This window comes from Geodermatophilus maliterrae, from assembly GCF_041018925.1.
Taxonomy (GTDB): domain Bacteria; phylum Actinomycetota; class Actinomycetes; order Mycobacteriales; family Geodermatophilaceae; genus Geodermatophilus; species Geodermatophilus maliterrae.
In genome coordinates, this window is the sequence record NZ_JBFNXQ010000099.1 from 1 (window position 1) to 18,107 (window position 18,107).

An 18,107-nucleotide genomic window follows, 5' to 3' on the forward strand; every position below is an offset into this window, starting at 1 on the left:
GGCGCCGGGGAGCAACAGGTTCCGCGGCGCGGCCCCTGGCCGGGGTCGCCGCGCAGGTCACCGGCCTCGCGGCCGGCTGCCCCTCAGCGGTCGCCGTGCCCGTCGCGGCGGTCCGCCGTCCCGGCGGGAGCGGGCGCCGGGTCATCCGGCCGGGCGGCGTGTCCGCCGGCGGGCTGGACGGTGTCACCGGTCGGCGGGCCGTCGGGCCCGGTGGTGCCCAGCGTCGGCGTCCCGGTCGCCCCGGCGCGGGCGGCGGCCTCCCGCTCGTCGCGGCGGCTGCGGGCGAGGCTCGCGACCGTGGTGACGAACAGGGTGACGACGATGACCGCCAGCGACAGCCAGGTCGGCACCTCGGGGATCGCGGTGACGTGCTCACCGCCGTTGATGAACGGCAGCTCGTTCTCGTGCAGCGCGTGGATCAGCAGCTTGATGCCGATGAAGCCGAGGATGACCGCCAGGCCGTAGTGCAGGTAGACCAGCCGGTCGAGCAGGCCGTCGATGAGGAAGAACAGCTGCCGCAGGCCCAGCAGCGAGAAGGCGTTGGCGGAGAAGACGAGGAAGGTCTCCTCGGTCAGGCCGAAGATCGCCGGGATCGAGTCGACCGCGAAGAGGATGTCGGCGCTGCCGATGGCCACGAGCGCGATCGCCAGCGGGGTGATGAACCGCTTGCCGTCGATCTTCGTGGTCATGCGGTCGGAGTGGTACTCGTTCGTCGTCGGCACCAGCTTGCGGGTGAGCCGGAGGAACGCGTTCTCCTTGAACTCGTCGTCGTCGTGGCCGCTGGCCCGCGCCTGGGCGACGGCGGTGTAGATGAGGAACGCGCCGAAGAGGTAGAAGACCCAGCTGAAGTTCTCGATCGCCGCGGCGCCGAGGAAGATGAAGATCGTCCGCAGGGCGAGGGCGAAGGTGATGCCGAACAGCAGCACCTTCTGCTGCAGCTCCCGGGGCACCGCGAAGCTGGCCATGATCAGCACGAAGACGAACAGGTTGTCCACCGAGAGGCTCTTCTCGGTGATGTAGCCGGCGAAGTACTCGCCGCCGTACTGGCCGCCGGCGAAGATCCAGACGAGGATCCCGAAGACGACGGCGAGGGCGACGTAGACCGCCGACCAGGTCGCCGCCTCGCGCAGCGACGGAGCGTGCGGTGTGCGCACGTGGCCGACGAAGTCGAACACGAGCATGCCGATGATGGCGGCGATCGTGATCGCCCACACCCAGAAGGGGACGTCCAAGGTAGAACCTCCGGTGACTCGGCGGCGCGCGGCGCCGCGATGTCGCGCCTGAGGTCTCTCCCGCTCCCTCGTCTCTGAGGGAGCCGGCGGCACCGGAGGCCCTCGGGGACCTCGTGTTGACGACACCGCCGCGCGGGGATACTCCCCTCCACACGGATGACCGCTCGACGGCGTCCGCCTACACGGGCCGCCGTCGAGCAGTTACTTCCCCTAGGACGTGGTCGGGAAGCACGGTGTTCCGGCGATGAGAGAACTCTCATCGCCCGGCCCTGTCCCGGGCCCCGCCGCGAGCCCGCGGGAGGTGGGGCAGGGGGTCCCTCTAGGCGTGGGCGGCGTCGAGCTGCCGCAGCTCCTTCTTCAGCTCGGTCAACTCGTCGCGCAGCCGGGCGGCCACCTCGAACTGCAGCTCGCGGGCGGCGGCCAGCATCTGGTCGTTCATCTGGGTGATGAGGTCGGCCAGCTCGGCCCGCGGCAGGCCCTGGACGTCGATCGCTCCGGCCTTGCCCCTGCCCTTGGCCGTGGCCTTGGACGACAGCCCCGGGACGGGCGCCTTGCCGCGCGACTGCTGCCGGCCGGAGCCGCCGACCAGCTCGACGCCCTCGGTGTCCTCGGCCGCACGGTAGATGCCGTCGAGGATGTCGACGATCTTCTTGCGCAGCGGCTGCGGGTCGATGCCGCGCTCGGTGTTGTAGGCGATCTGCTTCTCGCGGCGCCGGTTGGTCTCCTCGATCGCCGTGGCCATCGACGGGGTGATCGTGTCGGCGTACATGTGCACCTGGCCGGAGACGTTGCGCGCCGCGCGGCCGATCGTCTGGATCAGCGAGGTGCCCGAGCGGAGGAACCCCTCCTTGTCGGCGTCGAGGATCGCCACCAGCGACACCTCGGGCAGGTCGAGGCCCTCACGCAGCAGGTTGATGCCGACGAGGACGTCGAACTCGCCCTGCCGCAGCTCGCGCAGGAGCTCGACGCGGCGCAGCGTGTCGACCTCGGAGTGCAGGTAGCGGACCTTGATGCCCAGCTCGAGCAGGTAGTCGGTGAGGTCCTCGGACATCTTCTTGGTCAGCGTGGTGACCAGGACCCGCTCGTCCTTCTCGACCCGCACCCGGATCTCGTGCACCAGGTCGTCGATCTGGCCCCTGGTCGGCTTGACCACGACCTCCGGGTCGACCAGGCCGGTGGGACGGATGACCTGCTCGACGACCTCGCCGCCGCTGCGGCCGAGCTCGTAGGGGCCCGGCGTCGCCGACAGGTAGACGGTCTGCCCGATCCGGTCGGTGAACTCCTCCCACTTCAGCGGGCGGTTGTCCATCGCCGAGGGCAGCCGGAAGCCGTGCTCGACCAGCGTCCGCTTGCGGCTCATGTCGCCCTCGTACATGCCGCCGATCTGCGGGACGGTCACGTGCGACTCGTCGATGACGAGCAGGAAGTCGTCGGGGAAGTAGTCGATGAGACACGCGCCGGCGGTGCCCGGTGCCCGGCCGTCGATGTGCCGCGAGTAGTTCTCGATGCCCGAGCAGAAACCGACCTGGCGCATCATCTCGATGTCGTAGGTGGTGCGCATGCGCAGCCGCTGGGCCTCCAGCAGCTTGCCCTGCCGCTCGAGCTCGGCCAGCCGCTGCTCGAGCTCGGCCTCGATCGTGGTGATGGCCCGCTCCATGCGCTCCGGGCCGGCGACGTAGTGGGTGGCCGGGAAGACGAAGAGCTCCTGGACCTCGCGGACCACCTCGCCGGTGAGCGGGTGCAGGTAGTACAGCCGCTCGACCTCGTCACCGAACATCTCGATCCGGACGGCGAGCTCCTCGTAGACCGGGAAGACCTCGATCGTGTCGCCGCGGACGCGGAAGGTGCCGCGGGTGAAGGACAGGTCGTTGCGGGTGTACTGCTCGGTGACCAGGGTGCGCAGCAGGTCGTCGCGGTCGCGCTCCTCCCCCACCGAGATCTTCAGCGCCCGGTCGACGTACTCCTGCGGCGTGCCCAGGCCGTAGATGCAGGAGACGGTGGCCACCACGACGACGTCGCGGCGGGTGAGCAGCGCCTGGGTGGCCGAGTGCCGCAGCCGCTCGACCTCGTCGTTGACCGACGAGTCCTTCTCGATGTAGGTGTCGGTCTGCGGGACGTAGGCCTCGGGCTGGTAGTAGTCGTAGTACGAGACGAAGTACTCGACGGCGTTCTCCGGCAGCAGCTCGCGGAACTCGTTGGCCAGCTGTGCGGCCAGCGTCTTGTTCGGCGCCATCACCAGGGTGGGCCGCTGCACCTGCTCGATCAGCCAGGCGGTGGTGGCCGACTTCCCGGTGCCGGTGGCGCCCAGCAGCACGGTGTCCTTCTCGCCGGAGTTCACCTTCTCGGCGAGCGCCTCGATCGCGGCGGGCTGGTCGCCCGAGGGCTGGAACTCGCTGACGACGCGGAAGCGCCCCTGGGTGGGCCGGATGTCGGTGGTCGCGCGCACGGGGACGACGGTACGACCGGCGTGCGACAGAACAGCGGGTGTGACGGGACGGGCGGCTGCGACGTCCGCGCACGGACGCGACCAGCGGGACGGAGGGGGCGCACCGGACGACGGGGGTTGACCTGGCGGGGACGTCCTGCTCGCCCCGCTCCGGGGCGCCCGCTAGCGTGCACTCTCGCAGGAGCGCCCCGGCTGGGGACCAGTGCCACCCGGGACCTCCCGGGCGAGGTCGGACCCCGCCGCTCGCGCTCCCCGGCCCGAGCCGGACCTGCGCACGACGCCCCCCGCGGCCCCGCCGCGGGGGGCGTCGTCGTCCCCGGGACGGCCCGGGGACGACGTTCCCGCACCCGTCCCTGCACCGGTCCCTGCACCCGGCCCCTGGCGTCCCGGACCGGGGACGGCGTGACCTCCGCCGCGTCACGTGTGGGGCGGTCCGGATCGGGCACTGGCAACGCGGGCAGTCGTGCCCCGACCCCCTGCCGACGGCCGCGGCAGGGGGCCACCGCGCCCCGCGGACGGGGGCGCCAGTGCAGGAGGAAACACTCGATGACCCAGGTGTGGCCCGGAACCGCCTATCCCCTCGGAGCCACGTTCGACGGCACCGGAACCAACTTCGCGATCTTCAGCGAGGTGGCCGAGAAGGTCGAGCTGTGCCTGTTCGACGACGCGGGCACCGAGACGCGCATCCGCCTGCCCGAGATGGACGGCTACGTCTGGCACGCGTTCCTGCCCGGCATCCAGCCGGGGCAGCGCTACGGCTACCGCGTCCACGGGCCCTACGACCCGCGGCAGGGGCTGCGCTGCAACCCGAACAAGCTGCTGCTCGACCCCTACGCCAAGGCGATCGACGGCCAGATCGACTGGGACCCCTCGGTCTTCGGCTACGACTTCACCAGCGGCGACCGCAACGACGACGACTCGGCCGAGCACATGCCGAAGTCCGTCGTCGTCAACCCCTACTTCGACTGGGGCGTCGACCGCCCGCCGCGGACGCCCTACCACAAGACCGTCATCTACGAGGCCCACGTCAAGGGCCTGACGATGACCCACCCGGACGTGCCCGAGGAGCTGCGCGGCACCTACGCCGGCATCGCCCACCCGGCGGTCGTGTCCTACCTGCAGGACCTCGGGATCACCGCCATCGAGCTCATGCCGGTGCACCAGTTCGTGCAGGACGACACCCTCCAGCAGAAGGACCTGCGCAACTACTGGGGCTACAACACGATCGGCTTCTTCGCGCCGCACAACGAGTACGCGAGCAACACCGACAACGGCATGCACGTGCAGGAGTTCAAGGGGATGGTCCGCACCCTGCACGAGGCGGGCATCGAGGTCATCCTCGACGTGGTCTACAACCACACCGCCGAGGGCAACCACCTCGGCCCGACGCTGTCGTTCAAGGGCATCGACAACCGCGCGTACTACCGGCTGGTCGAGGACGACCCGCAGTACTACATGGACTACACGGGCACCGGGAACTCGCTCAACGCCCGCACCCCCCAGGCGCTGCAGCTGATCATGGACTCGCTGCGCTACTGGGTCACCGAGATGCACGTCGACGGCTTCCGCTTCGACCTCGCCTCGACGCTGGCCCGCGAGCTGCACGCCGTCGACCGGCTGTCGGCCTTCTTCGACCTGGTGCACCAGGACCCGGTGGTCAGCCAGGTGAAGCTCATCGCCGAGCCGTGGGACGTCGGCGAGGGCGGCTACCAGGTGGGCAACTTCCCCGCCCTGTGGACCGAGTGGAACGGCAAGTACCGCGACACCGTCCGCGACTTCTGGCGCGGCGAGGACGCCACGGTGGGCGAGTTCGCCAGCCGGATCACCGGGTCCTCCGACCTCTACCAGCACTCCGGACGGCGGCCGGTCGCGAGCATCAACTTCGTCACCGCGCACGACGGGTTCACGCTCAACGACCTGGTCTCCTACAACGAGAAGCACAACGAGGCCAACGGTGAGGGCAACAACGACGGCGAGAGCCACAACCGCAGCTGGAACTGCGGGGTCGAGGGCGAGACCGTCGACAAGAAGGTGCTCACCCTGCGCGCCCGCCAGCGGCGAAACTTCCTGGCCACGCTGATGCTCAGCCAGGGCGTGCCGATGCTGCTGCACGGCGACGAGCTGGGCCGCACGCAGAAGGGCAACAACAACGGCTACTGCCAGGACTCGCCGCTGACCTGGATCCACTGGGACGAGGTGGACGAGGGACTGCTCGAGTTCACCAAGCTGGTCACCCGGCTGCGCGTCGAGCACCCGACGTTCCGCCGTCGCCGCTTCTTCCACGGCCGGCCGGTCCGGCGCGAGGCGGGCGCCCCGGTGCAGGACATCGCCTGGCTGACGCCCGGCGGCGACCTCATGACCGAGGACGACTGGGACGCCGGCTTCGCCAAGTCGATCGCGATGTACCTCAACGGGCACGGCATCCGGTCGACCGACGAGCGCGGCGAGGACGTCGTCGACGACCACTTCTACCTGGCGTTCAACGCCTCGCACGAGCCGATGGACTTCACCCTGCCCGCCGAGGAGTACGCCGCGGCCTGGACCGTCGTGGTGGACACCGCCGAGCTGGGCGAGGTCGAGCCGACGCAGCTCAAGCCGGGCGAGACGATCACCGTGCGGGACCGCTCGATGGTCGTGCTCAGCGCCCCTCGACGGTCGTGACGGTGAGCGAGCCGCTCGGCGCGGACCGGCGCCGCGACGTCCCGACGGCGACCTACCGGCTGCAGGTCACCGCCGACTTCACGCTGGACGACGCCGCGGCCGTGGCCGGCTACCTCGCCGACCTCGGGGTCAGCCACGCCTACACCTCACCGCTGCTGCGCAGCGCCGAGGGCAGCACGCACGGCTACGACACGGTCGACCACGCGCACGTCGACGAGTCGCGCGGCGGGCAGGCCGGCTTCGACCGCCTGGTGGCGGCGCTGCACGAGCACGGGCTGGGCCTGGTGCTCGACCTGGTGCCCAACCACATGGGCGTGGCCGATCCCGCCGAGGCGCCGTGGTGGTGGGACGTGCTGCGGCACGGCCGCGACAGCGCGCACGCGTCGGCGTTCGACGTCGACTGGGACTTCGGTGGCGGCCGGGTGCGCATCCCGGTGCTCGGGTCGGCCGACGACGTCGAGAAGCTGGAGGTCGTCGACACCCCCGACGGTCCGGAGCTGCGCTACTACGACAACCGCTTCCCCGTCGCACCGGGCACCGGCGAGGGCACCCCGCAGGAGGTGCACGACCGGCAGCACTACGAGCTGGTGGACTGGCGGCGCGCGGACACCGACCTGAACTACCGGCGGTTCTTCGCGATCAACACCCTCGCCGGGCTGCGGGTCGAGGACCCCGAGGTCTTCGACGCCACCCACGAGCTGGTGCTGCGACTGGTCTCGCAGGGCGCCGTCGACGGGCTGCGGATCGACCACCCCGACGGCCTGGCCGACCCGAAGGGCTACCTCGACCGGCTGGCCGAGGCCTCCGGCGGGCGCTGGACCGTGGTGGAGAAGATCCTCGAGCCGGGCGAGGACCTGCCGGAGAGCTGGGCGACGGCCGGCACCACCGGCTACGACGCGCTCGCCGAGGTCGACGACGTCCTGGTGGACCCGGCCGGCGAGGCGGCGCTGACCGCGCTGGACACCGAGCTGTCCGGGCGCGAGGTCGACTACGCGCAGCTGGTCCACGACTGCAAGCGCGAGGTGACCGACGGGATCCTCGGCTCGGAGGTCGCCCGCCTGGTGCGGGTGATCGGCGAACTGCCGGGCGTCGACCGCGCGCAGCAGACCGAGGCGCTGGCCGAGCTGCTGGCCACCTTCGGCGTCTACCGCAGCTACCTGCCCGACGGGCGCGGGCACCTCGACGCCGCGGTGTCCACCGTCCGGGACCGCCGGCCCGACCTGGTCGCGGCCGTGGACGCGCTGCACTCGGTGCTGTCGCAGGCCGGCACCGAGGCGGCCACCCGCTTCGAGCAGACGAGCGGCCCGGTGATGGCCAAGGGCGTCGAGGACAGCGCCTACTACCGCTGGGCGCGGTTCGTGGTGCTCAACGAGGTGGGCGGCGACCCGGCCCGCTTCGGCAGCACGGTCGAGGAGTTCCACGAGGCGCAGGGCCGCCGGGTCGCGCGCAGGCCCGAGTCGATGACCACGCTGACCACCCACGACACCAAGCGCAGCGAGGACACCCGGGCCCGCCTGGCCGTCCTCGCCGAGGTGCCGACCGAGTGGGCGGAGCTCGTGCGGCGGTGGCTGTCCCGGCACCCGCTGTCCGACCGGCCGCTGGCCCACCTGGTCTGGCAGAACCTGGTGGGCGCCTGGCCGCTGGCGCGCGAGCGGGCGCACGCCTACGCCGAGAAGGCCGCCCGCGAGGCCGGCACCTCGACCACCTGGACCGACGTCGACGAGGCGTTCGAGACCCGGCTGCACGCACTGGTCGACGCCGCCTACGACGACGCGACGACCAACGCCGAGGTCGAGGAGTTCGTCGCCCGCACCGGCCCGGCCGGGCGGTCCAACGCGCTGGCGCAGAAGCTGCTGCAGCTCACGATGCCCGGCGTCCCCGACGTCTACCAGGGCACCGAGCTGGAGGACCGCTCGCTGGTCGACCCGGACAACCGCCGCCCGGTCGACTACGACCGGCGCCGGGAGCTGCTGGCCCGGCTCGACGGCGGGGAGGTGCCCCCCGTCGACGACACCGGCGCGGCCAAGCTGCTCGTCGTCTCCCGGGTGCTGCGGTTGCGCCGGGACTCCCCGGAGCTGTTCGCCGGCTACCGCCCGGTCGAGGTCACCGGGTCGGCCGCCGGTCACGTGGTCGCCTTCGACCGGGGCGCCGAGGGGCAGGACGGCGCGGTGACCGTGGCGACCCGCCTGCCGGTCGGCCTGGCCGCCGCCGGCTGGGGCGACACCGCGCTGGCCCTGCCGACCGGCGCCTGGCGCGACGTCCTCACCGGCGCGCGCGTCGTCTCCGACGCCGGCGGCACGCCGGTGGGCGAGCTCCTGGCCCGGCTGCCGGTGGCCCTGCTGGTCCGCGACTGAGGTCGAGGTCACACCGCCGCGGGAGGACGCCCGCCCGCGGCGGTGTGACCAGCGGTGACGCGGACGGCCCTCCGGGCCGACGCGGGCCGACACGCCCGGGACCCCTGGGGCGCGACGTGCCCCGCCGTGACCCGGCCGTTACCTTTGCCCGCGCACCCGGCCGACAGAGAGCCGGGCGCCGGAGCCGATCCGCCCAACCCCGTCCGTCGGCGTCCGTTCCTCCTGCACCGCCAGGACGGGGGTGGGGGACCCACTTCGACGGTCGCCGCCGTGCCACGGGGGCCAGGCAGCACCGTCTCGGGGTGAAGCCGCACGTCGTGCGGCCGGGGCACCGATCGCTCCGAACCCGACAGCTCACCTCGCAGGCGGCGGATCGGAGTACAGCCATGTCCTCGTCCACGTCCGTCACCGGTCGCCGGCGCGCCTCGACGCCGCAGCGGATGGCCACGCTGGCCCGCCGCACCGCCGTCACCGTCGGCATCGCGGCCACCTCGATCGGCGTCCTCGCCGGCCCGGCCTCCGCGGCCGCGCCCAACGACTGGGACGCCGTCGCCCAGTGCGAGTCCAGTGGCAACTGGAGCATCAACACCGGCAACGGCTACTACGGCGGCCTGCAGTTCAGCCAGAGCACCTGGGCGGCCTTCGGCGGCCTCGACCACGCCCCGCGCGCCGACCTGGCGAGCAAGGCGCAGCAGATCGCCGTCGCCGAGCGCACGCTCGACGTGCAGGGCCCGGGTGCCTGGCCCAGCTGCGGCAAGGCCCTCGACCCGTCCGCGCCCGAGGCCGGCGCGGCCCCGGCCGCGGCGCCCGCCCCTGCCCCGGCCCCGGCGGCGGCTCCGGCTCCCGCTCCGGCCGCCGCTCCGGCGGAGGCCGGGGGCGACTCCCACACCGTCGAGCGCGGTGACACGCTGGGCAGGATCGCCCACGCGCACGGCGTCGACGGGGGCTGGCGGGCGCTGTTCGCGGCCAACCGCGACTCGGTCGGCAACCCGAACCGCATCCACGTCGGTCAGGTGCTGCAGCTCCCGTGAGCCGCACGGCAGCCGGGGGGAGCTCCTCCCCCCGGCTGCCGTACCGCCCCGGGGTTGACCGCAACCCGGGTGGGCACACCTCCCCGGTCACCCCGCCGACTCCTGGAGGCCCCTGCATGTCCGCACCCGTCGAGTTCGCCGTCTGGGCGCCGGTCCCCGAGCGGGTCCGCCTGCAGGTCGACGGGTCGGTGCACGAGATGCGCCGGGACGACGCCGGCTGGTGGCGGGCCGAGGTCGAGGCCGCACCGGAGGCCGACTACGGCTACCTGCTCGGCGAGGACGACACCCCCCGTCCCGACCCGCGCTCGCGGCGCCAGCCCGAGGGCGTGCACGGCCTCTCCCGCCGCTTCGACCCGGCCGCGTACGCGTGGGGCGACCGTGCGTGGACCGGGCGCCCGCTGGCCGGCGGCGTCGTCTACGAGGTGCACGTCGGCACCTTCACCCCCGAGGGCACGCTGGACGCCGCGATCACGCGGCTGGACCACCTGGTCGACCTCGGCGTCGACTTCGTCGAGCTGCTGCCGGTCAACGGCTTCGACGGCACGCACAACTGGGGCTACGACGGCGTCCTCTGGTACACGGTGCAGGAGAGCTACGGCGGCCCGGCGGCCTACCAGCGCTTCGTCGACGCCTGCCACCAGCGCGGCCTCGGCGTCGTCCAGGACGTCGTCTACAACCACCTCGGCCCGTCCGGGAACTACCTGCCCCTCTACATGCCGATCTTCGCCGAGGGCGGCGCCAACACCTGGGGCGAGTCGGTCAACCTGTCGGGCCCGGACTCCGACGAGGTCCGCCGCTACATCGTCGACAACGCGCTGATGTGGCTGCGCGACATGCACGTCGACGGGCTGCGGCTCGACGCCGTCCACGCGCTGGTCGACGAGCGGGCCACCCACGTGCTCGAGGAGCTGGCCCGCGAGGTCGACCGGCTGTCGGTGGCCGAGGGCCGGCCGCTCACGCTGATCGCCGAGAGCGACCTCAACGACCCGCGCACGGTGACCCCGCGAGCGGCCGGCGGCCTGGGCATGACCGGGCAGTGGAGCGACGACTTCCACCACGCGCTGCACGCCACGCTCACCGGCGAGGGCCAGGGCTACTACCGCGACTTCGCCGACGCCGGGCTCGCCGGGCTGGCCAGGACGCTGACCGGCGCGTTCTTCCACGACGGCGCCTGGTCGAGCTTCCGCCGCCGCCACCACGGCCGGCCGGTGGACACCGCGCGGCTGCCGGGCTGGAAGTTCCTCGGCTACCTGCAGGACCACGACCAGATCGGCAACCGCGCCGTCGGTGACCGGGTCTCGGCGTCCCTCTCCCCCGGCCTGCTCGCCGTCGGTGCGACGCTGGTGCTGACCAGCCCGTTCACCCCGATGCTGTTCATGGGCGAGGAGTGGGGCGCCTCGACGCCGTGGCAGTTCTTCACCAGCCACACCGACCCGGAGATCGGCCGGGCGACGGCGCAGGGCCGCAAGGGCGAGTTCGCCGAGCACGGCTGGGACGCCGACGAGGTGCCCGACCCGCAGGACCCCGAGACCTTCACCCGCTCGAAGCTCGACTGGTCCGAGCCGCATCGGGAGCCGCACGCGCAGCTGCTGGCCGTGCACCGGGCACTGCTGGCCCTGCGCCGGGCCCAGCCGGAGCTCACCGACGCCGACCTGACCTCGGTGGAGGTCGCCTGGGACGACGCCGACCGCTGGCTGGTCGTGCACCGCGGTGCGCTGCGCGTGGTCGCCAACCTCGCCGACCGGCCGCGCGAGGTCGACCTCGACCGGGCACCCACCGACGTGCTGTTCGCCACGAGCGAGCTCCCCGCGATCGACGGCGCCACGGTGACGCTGCCGCCGGAGAGCGCGGCCGTCCTCAGCACGCACTGACGTGCGCCGGCTGCTGCCGGACCCGGACGGCGGGCCGCTGGACGACGTCGAGCTCGCGGACGCCTACGCGCTGCCGCCCGGGCGCTCGGTGCGGGTGGACTTCGTGGTCTCCCTCGACGGCGCGATCACCGTGGAGGGGAGGAGCGCGGGTCTGGGCTCCCCGGGTGACAAGCGGGTGTTCCGGGTGCTGCGGGCCCTGGCCGACGCGGTGCTCGTCGGGCACGGGACCGCGGCCGCCGAGGGGTACCGCCCGGTGGCCGCGGACTCCGCGGTCGGACGGCTGCGGGCCGCGCTCGGGCGGCCGGTGTCCGCGCCGGTCGTCGTCGTCTCGCGGCGGGCCTCACCGGCCCCGGGCGACCGGCTGGCCCTCGCACCGACGGTCCTCGTGACCTGCGCGGCGGCCGACCCGGACCGGCGGGCAGCGCTCGCCGACGCCGGCGTCGACGTCCTCGTCTGCGGGGACGACGACGTCGACCTGCCGCTGGCGCTGGACCGGCTGGCCGACCGCGGCCTGGAGCAGCTGGTCTGCGAGGGCGGCCCGGCCCTGCTGACGTCGGCGCTGGCGGCCGGGGTGGTCGACGAGCTGGATCTCACCGTCGCGCCCGCGCTCGTCGGCGGCGGCGGCCGGCTGGTGACCGACGCGCTGCCCGGCGTCGTCCGGCCCCGTCTGCTGCAGGTGCTCGAGGAGGACGGCGTCCTCTTCACCCGCTACGCCCTGCCGGACCGGCCGGAGCGCGCCACCCGGACCGCCCAGGCCACGTAGCCGAGGTTCACCAGGACCCGTGCCGCCACCCCGGCGGGGCGGTCGACCGCCCGCTGGGCGGACCGCGCGCGGCGGAGCGGGTCGAGGTGGGCGGGCAGGTAGGCGGTGATCAGCGCCGCGGTCGCCCAGCCGCCGGCGCGGCGGGTGGCGGGGACGGCGACCAGTGTGCCGACGGCGACGTCGGCCGCTCCGCTGAGCGCGACCACGGCCGGGCGGGCCGGCACCCACGACGGGACGAGGTCCCGGTAGTAGCCGGGGGACGTGAAGTGCGTGATCCCGCTGACGGCCATGAAGGCAGCCAGCGTCCGAGCTGCCGCATCTCTCATCCGCTCCTCCTGCGCTCCCCGGCGCCCGACCGGACGTCGGGCCAGTGTGCCCCGGCAGGCACGGGAGGGCCCGGCACGGCGCAGCCGACCAGCCGGACGGCGGCCCCGTAGCCCGTCAGGCGGTCGTCCGCGGTCAGCAGCACGGCTCCCTCGGCGACGGCCTGAGCGGCCAGGAGCCGGTCGGACGGGTCGCGGTGCACGTCCGGGAGGTGCTCGACCGCCAGCTCCCACACGCACACCGCCGACGCCAGCCGACTGTCGGCGTCCGCGAGCAGGTGGAGGCCCGTTCCCAGCCGCTCGGGAGTGGTGGCGGCCCACACGAGCACTCGGGTGTCGAGGAGGACCCTCGCTCCGCCCCTCGAACGCCCGCTGCAGGTCCTCGGGGAGGTCGTCGAAGTCGTCGGCGATCCAGACGTTCCCGCGGTCGAACCCGGAGTTCGGCGTCCGGCGCGCCGGTCCCACGAGCCGGGCCACCACCTTGCCGCGGTTGGTGATCTCGACCTCCTCGCCGGCGGCCACCTGCTCGAGCAGCCGGGACAGGTGGGTCTCGGCCTCGTGCGCGCCCACCGTCCTGGTCATGGCAGCTGGTCCACTGGCGGGAGTCCTCGGGGAACGGCTCCCGACCACCCGTTCGGTCGACGGCGACCTGTGCGCCGCCGGACCCCGCTGCTTGACTGACCGGCATGGACCTGCCCCTGCTGCCGCCGGTGAAGCCGATGCTGGCCAAGGCCACGACGAAGCTGCCCACCGCGGAGGGCCTGTTCTACGAGCCGAAGTGGGACGGCTTCCGGTGCATCGTCTTCCGTGACGGTGACGAGGTGGAGCTGGGCAGCCGCAACGAGCGCCCGCTGACCCGCTACTTCCCCGAGGTCGTGGCCGCGGTGAAGGAGGCGCTGCCCGAGCGCTGCGTGGTCGACGGCGAGATCGTCGTCCCGCAGGGCGACCGGCTGCACTTCGAGTCGCTGCTGCAGCGCATCCACCCGGCGCAGTCGCGGGTCGACCTCCTCGCCGAGGAGACGCCGGCCCACTTCGTCGCCTTCGACCTGCTGGCGCTGGGCGACGAGTCGCTGCTGGAGACCCCGTTCGCGCAGCGGCAGGCCCGGCTGCACGACGCGGTGACGTCCACCGAGCGGGTGCACGTCACCGCCGTCACCCAGGACGTGACGACGGCGCAGCGCTGGTTCGAGGAGTTCGAGGGGGCCGGGCTCGACGGCGTCGTCGCCAAGGCCGCCGACCTGCCCTACGGCCCGGACCAGCGGCTGATGACCAAGGTCAAGCACGTGCGCACCGCCGACTGCGTGGTGGCCGGGTTCCGTTGGCACAAGAGCGGCCCGATCGTGGGCTCGCTGCTGCTGGGGCTCTACGACGAGGGCGGCCTGCAGCACATCGGCGTCGCGGCGTCGTTCCCGATGGCGCGACGGGCCGAGCTGGTGGAGGAACTGGCGCCCTACCGGACCGACGCGCTGGAGACCCACCCCTGGCGGGAGTGGGCGAACGCCGAGGTGCAGGCCGACGGCGAGCACCGGATGCCCGGCGCGCAGAGCCGGTGGAACGCCAAGAAGGACCTCTCCTGGGTGCCCCTGCGGCCCGAGCTCGTGGTGGAGGTCAAGTACGACCAGCTCGAGGGCCGGCGGCTGCGGCACACCGGGCAGTTCCTGCGGTGGCGGCCCGACCGCGAGCCGCAGAGCTGCACCTACGACCAGCTCGAGGTCCCGGTGCGCTACGACCTGGCCGAGGTCTTCGACGGGTGAGGGACCCCCGTGCCCCTCGCCACTCGCGGGCTCGCGACGGGTCCCTGCACGGAGGCCGCTCCCGCACGCCTCTTACGGTGGTGATCGTGTCTCTGCGCCGCGGCCTGCTCGCCGCCTCGACCGGGCTGCTCCTGGCGGTCACCGGCTGCACCTCCTCCGGGTCGCCGCAGGCCTCGGAGACGTCGGCCGCCGCGACGACGGCAGCGGAGGCCGAGGCCGCGCCGATCACCTGGACCGACTGCGACGCGCAGATCACCGGCCTCATCGCCGGCACGCCGGGCAGCGAGCGCGACCTGTTCTTCGAGTGCGGCCGCACCGAGGTGCCCATCGACCACGACGAGCCCGACGGCGAGACGCTCCCGCTGTTCCTCATCCGCGCGAAGCTGGCCGGCCAGACCGACCGGATCGGCTCGCTGCTGGTCAACCCGGGTGGCCCCGGCGCCTCGGGCGCGGACTTCGTCCTCAGCCAGGCGTTGACCCTGCCCGAGGACGTGCTGCGCCGCTTCGACCTCGTCGGGTTCGACCCGCGCGGCGTGGGCCTGTCGACGCCGGTCGAGTGCATCCCGGCCGACCTCAAGGACCGGTCGGTCGCCGCCGAGCCGCGCCCGACGACGCCGGAGCAGATGGACCAGGTCCTCGCACTCACCGACGAGGCCGCCGACGCCTGCGCCGAGGAGTACGCGGAGGCGCTCGGCACCTTCAACACCGTCGACACCGCCCGCGACATGGACCTGCTGCGCGAGTCGCTCGGCGACGACCAGCTGACCTACCTCGGCTACTCCTACGGCACCACGCTCGGCTCGACCTACGCCGAGCTCCACCCCGACCGGGTGCGCGCGCTGGTGCTGGACGCCGCGGAGGACCCCGACGCCGACCAGCGGGAGAAGGCCGAGGCCGCCTCCGCCGGGCTGGAGGCCGGCTTCGACGCCTTCGCGGCCGACTGCACCGGCCTGGTCTCGGGCTGCCCGCTCGGCGGTGACCCGCGCCGCTTCCTCGAGGACCTGCTCGCCGCGGCCGCCGGCGCGCCCATCGCGAGCAGCGCGCCCGGTGAGACCCGCAGTGCGACGCCGGGGGTGATCATGACCGCCGTGCTCGCCGCGATGTACGACCCGGCGAGGTGGCCGCAGCTGTCGCAGTCCCTGTCGGCCGCGGGCACCGGCGACGCGGCCGGCGTGCTCTCCCTGGCCGACAGCTACTCGGGCCGGCTCGACGACGGCAGCTACACCAACCTGCTCGACGCCAACGTGGCGATCACCTGCGCCGACACCCCCGAGGACGAGACCTACGGCGAGGAGCAGGTCCTGCAGCTGGCCCAGGAGTGGTCGCAGCGGTACCCGCTCTTCGGCGCCGGCGCCGCCGCGGGCCTCTACAGCTGTGCGGCCTGGGACGCCCCGCGCACCCCGCTGCCCGAGCGGGACGCCGACGGCAGCGCGCCGATCGTGGTCGTCGGCAACTCCGGGGACCCGGTGACCCCGCTGCCCGGCGCGGTCGACATGGCCGAGGACCTCGGGTCCGGCGTGCTGGTGACCTGGCAGGGCCAGGGGCACACCTCGTACCCGAGGACGCCCTGCGTCACCGACGCGGTGAACGCGTACCTCATCGACCTCGTCGCGCCGCAGGACGGGCTGACCTGCCCCGCCGCCTGACCGCCTGACCCGCCGCCCCGAGACGAGGAGCCCATGGCCAGCAGCAGCAAGGACGCCGTCGTCCTGTCGGTCGACGGGCGGGAGGTGCGGGTCTCCTCGCCGGAGAAGCCGTACTTCGGCGAGCGCGGGATCCGCAAGATCGACGTCGTCGAGTACTTCGTCGCCGTCGGTGAGGGGATCCTGTTCGCGCTCCGGGACCGGCCGACGACGCTCGAGCGCTGGCCCGGCGGGGTGTTCGAGGGCGCCCGGCTGTCCACCCGGATGGACAACACCGGCGACGCCTTCTACCAGAAGCGGGTCCCCAAGAACGCGCCCGACTGGGTGCCGACGGCGCACATCACCTTCCCCAGCGGGCGGACCGCCGACGAGATCGCGCCCGACTCGGTGGCCGTCGTGGCCTGGTGCGCCAACCTCGGGACGCTCACGTTCCACCCGTGGCCGGTGTCCAAGGACGACGTCGAGCAGCCCGACCAGATCCGCATCGACCTCGACCCGCAGCCGGGCACGGACTTCTCCGACGCGGTGTGGGTCGCCCCGCACGTGCGCGAGCTGCTGCACGAGCTCGGCATGGAGGGCTGGCCGAAGACCTCCGGCGGGCGCGGGGTGCACGTGTACGTGCCGATCCGGCCGCGGTGGACCTTCCCCGAGGTGCGGCGGGCGGTCATCGCCTTCGGCCGCGAGCTGGAACGGCGGCTGCCCGACCGCGTGACGATGTCGTGGTGGAAGGAGGAGCGCGGCGAGAAGATCTTCATCGACTACAACCAGATGGCCCGGGACCGCACGATCGCCTCGGCCTACTCCATCCGGCCCAAGGCGCACGCCCCGGTGTCGGCGCCGCTGGACTGGGACGAGCTGCCCGACGTCGTCCCCACCGACTTCGACGTGCTGACCATGCCGGCCCGGCTCAAGGCCGTCGGTGACAAGCACGCCGGGATGGCCGGGCACGCCTTCGGCATCGAGCCGCTGCTGGAGCTGGCCGAGCGGCAGGCCAGGGACGACGGCCTGGGCGACCTGCCCTATCCGCCGGACTACCCGAAGATGCCGGGAGAGCCCATGCGAGTCCAACCGAGCAGGGCCAGGCGTCCTACCAGCGCGGACGGATGAGTCAGGGCTCGACGCCAGCAAAGCGCAGCGGTCACTCGACGGACAACCCACATCCTCCAGTGGATCTGGCGTAATCCTCTGGCCGCCGTCCGATCGACGATGACCACGAGGCATGGGCCCGAGCGCTGCAGGCGACCCTCGGCGAGGACAGCCTGAGACCTGGAGCTTCCACGTCGCAACAGGTGGCTGGATCACGACTGCCGTCGATCCCCCTGCTGCGAGGTTCCACCCACACCGCATCCCCCGGCAACCCCGGCCGAGCTCCTTGACCGTGGCTGGCTAGCTGACCACAATTGAGGTCATGACGACGCAGTCGCTGGCGGCGGTCAAGGCGCACTTCCGCCAGGTGATCGACGAGGTCGCCGGCACGCACGAACGCGTCACCGTCACCAGGAACGGGAGCCCGGTCGCGGTCATCCTCGCCGTCGAGGACTACGAGTCCCTTGTGGAGACCTTGGAGATCCTCTCCGATCCTCGAGCACGCTCGGACATCAGGCAGGCCAAGGAGGCGATGGCCGCCGGTGAGGTCTACGGCGAGGCCGAGGTGCGGGCCGCACTCGCGGCCCGCCGGCGGTGACCGGCCCTCATCGGTTCACCGTGGTCCTCTCGGCAGCGGCCAAGCGTGCCGTCGAGCGGGACCTCCCCGAGGCGGTGGCTGTCGCGGTCGTCGACTTTCTCTTCGGGCCGCTGGCCGCAGACCCGTACCGCGTCGGGAAGCCGCTGCGCTTCGACCTCGAGGGCTACTGGTCCGCGCGACGGGGCCAGTACCGCGTCGTCTACTCGATCCACGACGACGAGGTCCTCGTCCGGGTCGTGCGCATCTCGCACCGCGCCGACGTCTACGGCTGACCGGTACCTCCGGCACCGGCATCTGCGGAAGCGCTGTGTTCCTCCCCCTCGGACACAGCATGGAGGCCCGTGG

At 73.0% G+C, this 18,107-nt stretch carries 14 protein-coding genes, 1 pseudogene and 1 riboswitch; of the genes and pseudogenes, 10 read left to right on the top strand and 5 right to left on the bottom strand.

Going from position 1 to position 18,107, the window contains the following annotated elements; genetic code table 11:
- Nucleotides 1-83: 83 nt before the first annotated feature.
- Together ABQ292_RS21745 and uvrB are read right to left on the bottom strand one after the other, a co-directional pair.
- The gene (locus ABQ292_RS21745) at nucleotides 84-1,232 is read right to left on the bottom strand and encodes a TerC family protein (protein WP_369209802.1); all 1,149 of its coding nucleotides are present in this window, start codon (nucleotides 1,230-1,232) and stop codon (nucleotides 84-86) included.
- A gap of 319 nt (nucleotides 1,233-1,551) precedes the next feature.
- Nucleotides 1,552-3,678: an excinuclease ABC subunit UvrB gene (gene uvrB, locus ABQ292_RS21750; protein WP_369209803.1), complete on the bottom strand. Its 2,127-nt coding sequence runs from the start codon at nucleotides 3,676-3,678 to the stop codon at nucleotides 1,552-1,554.
- A 546-nt stretch (nucleotides 3,679-4,224) separates the two neighbouring features.
- On the opposite strand from uvrB, the gene glgX reads away from it, so the two are divergent.
- The 5 genes from glgX to ABQ292_RS21775 all read left to right on the top strand — a co-directional run bounded on the left by glgX (nucleotide 4,225) and on the right by ABQ292_RS21775 (nucleotide 12,358).
- Nucleotides 4,225-6,339: a glycogen debranching protein GlgX gene (gene glgX / locus ABQ292_RS21755; protein ID WP_369209804.1), complete on the top strand. Its 2,115-nt coding sequence runs from the start codon at nucleotides 4,225-4,227 to the stop codon at nucleotides 6,337-6,339.
- Nucleotides 6,340-6,341: 2 nt separating this feature from the next.
- Nucleotides 6,342-8,693 carry a malto-oligosyltrehalose synthase gene (treY, locus tag ABQ292_RS21760; RefSeq protein WP_369209805.1) on the top strand — a complete coding sequence of 784 codons (2,352 nt, stop codon included), beginning with the start codon at nucleotides 6,342-6,344 and terminating at the stop codon, nucleotides 8,691-8,693.
- 253 nt (nucleotides 8,694-8,946) lie between these two features.
- A riboswitch (cyclic di-AMP (ydaO/yuaA leader) is annotated at nucleotides 8,947-9,076 on the top strand.
- Between the two features lie 3 nt (nucleotides 9,077-9,079).
- Nucleotides 9,080-9,724, top strand: a complete 645-nt coding sequence (locus tag ABQ292_RS21765) for a transglycosylase family protein (protein WP_369209806.1) — start codon at nucleotides 9,080-9,082, stop codon at nucleotides 9,722-9,724.
- A 116-nt stretch (nucleotides 9,725-9,840) separates the two neighbouring features.
- A complete protein-coding gene (gene treZ, locus ABQ292_RS21770) occupies nucleotides 9,841-11,595 on the top strand; it encodes a malto-oligosyltrehalose trehalohydrolase (RefSeq protein WP_369209807.1) in 1,755 nt (584 codons plus the stop codon).
- A gap of 1 nt (nucleotide 11,596) precedes the next feature.
- On the top strand, nucleotides 11,597-12,358 hold the full coding sequence (locus tag ABQ292_RS21775) for a dihydrofolate reductase family protein (RefSeq protein WP_369209808.1): 762 nt from the start codon (nucleotides 11,597-11,599) through the stop codon (nucleotides 12,356-12,358).
- Here ABQ292_RS21775 and ABQ292_RS21780 read toward each other — a convergent pair.
- The 3 genes and pseudogenes from ABQ292_RS21780 to ABQ292_RS21790 all read right to left on the bottom strand — a co-directional run.
- The gene (locus ABQ292_RS21780; RefSeq protein ID WP_369209814.1) at nucleotides 12,304-12,684 is read right to left on the bottom strand and encodes a DoxX family protein; all 381 of its coding nucleotides are present in this window, start codon (nucleotides 12,682-12,684) and stop codon (nucleotides 12,304-12,306) included. The genes ABQ292_RS21775 and ABQ292_RS21780 overlap by 55 nt on opposite strands.
- Nucleotides 12,681-13,004, bottom strand: coding sequence for a PIN domain-containing protein (locus ABQ292_RS21785; RefSeq protein WP_369209815.1), 324 nt, complete (start codon nucleotides 13,002-13,004; stop codon nucleotides 12,681-12,683). Before ABQ292_RS21785 ends, ABQ292_RS21780 begins: the two co-directional genes overlap by 4 nt.
- A 145-nt stretch (nucleotides 13,005-13,149) precedes the next feature.
- Nucleotides 13,150-13,263 (bottom strand): annotated as a pseudogene (locus ABQ292_RS21790) (type II toxin-antitoxin system Phd/YefM family antitoxin); the annotation flags it as partial.
- A gap of 104 nt (nucleotides 13,264-13,367) precedes the next feature.
- Between ABQ292_RS21790 and ABQ292_RS21795 the strand changes: the two are divergent.
- The 5 genes from ABQ292_RS21795 to ABQ292_RS21815 all read left to right on the top strand — a co-directional run bounded on the left by ABQ292_RS21795 (nucleotide 13,368) and on the right by ABQ292_RS21815 (nucleotide 18,034).
- Nucleotides 13,368-14,435: an ATP-dependent DNA ligase gene (locus ABQ292_RS21795; protein ID WP_369209809.1), complete on the top strand. Its 1,068-nt coding sequence runs from the start codon at nucleotides 13,368-13,370 to the stop codon at nucleotides 14,433-14,435.
- A gap of 86 nt (nucleotides 14,436-14,521) precedes the next feature.
- Nucleotides 14,522-16,081: an alpha/beta hydrolase gene (locus ABQ292_RS21800; protein ID WP_369209810.1), complete on the top strand. Its 1,560-nt coding sequence runs from the start codon at nucleotides 14,522-14,524 to the stop codon at nucleotides 16,079-16,081.
- 33 nt (nucleotides 16,082-16,114) lie between these two features.
- Nucleotides 16,115-17,185, top strand: a complete 1,071-nt coding sequence (locus ABQ292_RS21805) for a DNA polymerase domain-containing protein (protein WP_369209811.1) — start codon at nucleotides 16,115-16,117, stop codon at nucleotides 17,183-17,185.
- Between the two features lie 301 nt (nucleotides 17,186-17,486).
- Entirely contained in the window at nucleotides 17,487-17,762 is a 276-nt protein-coding gene (locus ABQ292_RS21810; protein WP_369209812.1) for a type II toxin-antitoxin system Phd/YefM family antitoxin, read from the top strand.
- Nucleotides 17,763-17,782: 20 nt separating this feature from the next.
- The gene (locus tag ABQ292_RS21815; protein ID WP_369209813.1) at nucleotides 17,783-18,034 is read left to right on the top strand and encodes a type II toxin-antitoxin system RelE family toxin; all 252 of its coding nucleotides are present in this window, start codon (nucleotides 17,783-17,785) and stop codon (nucleotides 18,032-18,034) included.
- The last annotated feature ends 73 nt before the right edge of the window (nucleotides 18,035-18,107 follow it).

Excerpts from the sequence above, each read along its gene's own strand:
- ABQ292_RS21795 (WP_369209809.1), top strand. The coding sequence starts at position 13,368 with ATGGACCTGCCCCTGCTGCCGCCGGTGAAGCCGATGCTGGCCAAGGCC.
- ABQ292_RS21810 (WP_369209812.1), top strand. The coding sequence starts at position 17,487 with ATGACGACGCAGTCGCTGGCGGCGGTCAAGGCGCACTTCCGCCAGGTG.
- ABQ292_RS21780 (WP_369209814.1), bottom strand. The coding sequence starts at position 12,684 with ATGAGAGATGCGGCAGCTCGGACGCTGGCTGCCTTCATGGCCGTCAGC.
- ABQ292_RS21805 (WP_369209811.1), top strand. The coding sequence starts at position 16,115 with ATGGCCAGCAGCAGCAAGGACGCCGTCGTCCTGTCGGTCGACGGGCGG.
- ABQ292_RS21765 (WP_369209806.1), top strand. The coding sequence starts at position 9,080 with ATGTCCTCGTCCACGTCCGTCACCGGTCGCCGGCGCGCCTCGACGCCG.
- treZ (WP_369209807.1), top strand. The coding sequence starts at position 9,841 with ATGTCCGCACCCGTCGAGTTCGCCGTCTGGGCGCCGGTCCCCGAGCGG.
- glgX (WP_369209804.1), top strand. The coding sequence starts at position 4,225 with ATGACCCAGGTGTGGCCCGGAACCGCCTATCCCCTCGGAGCCACGTTC.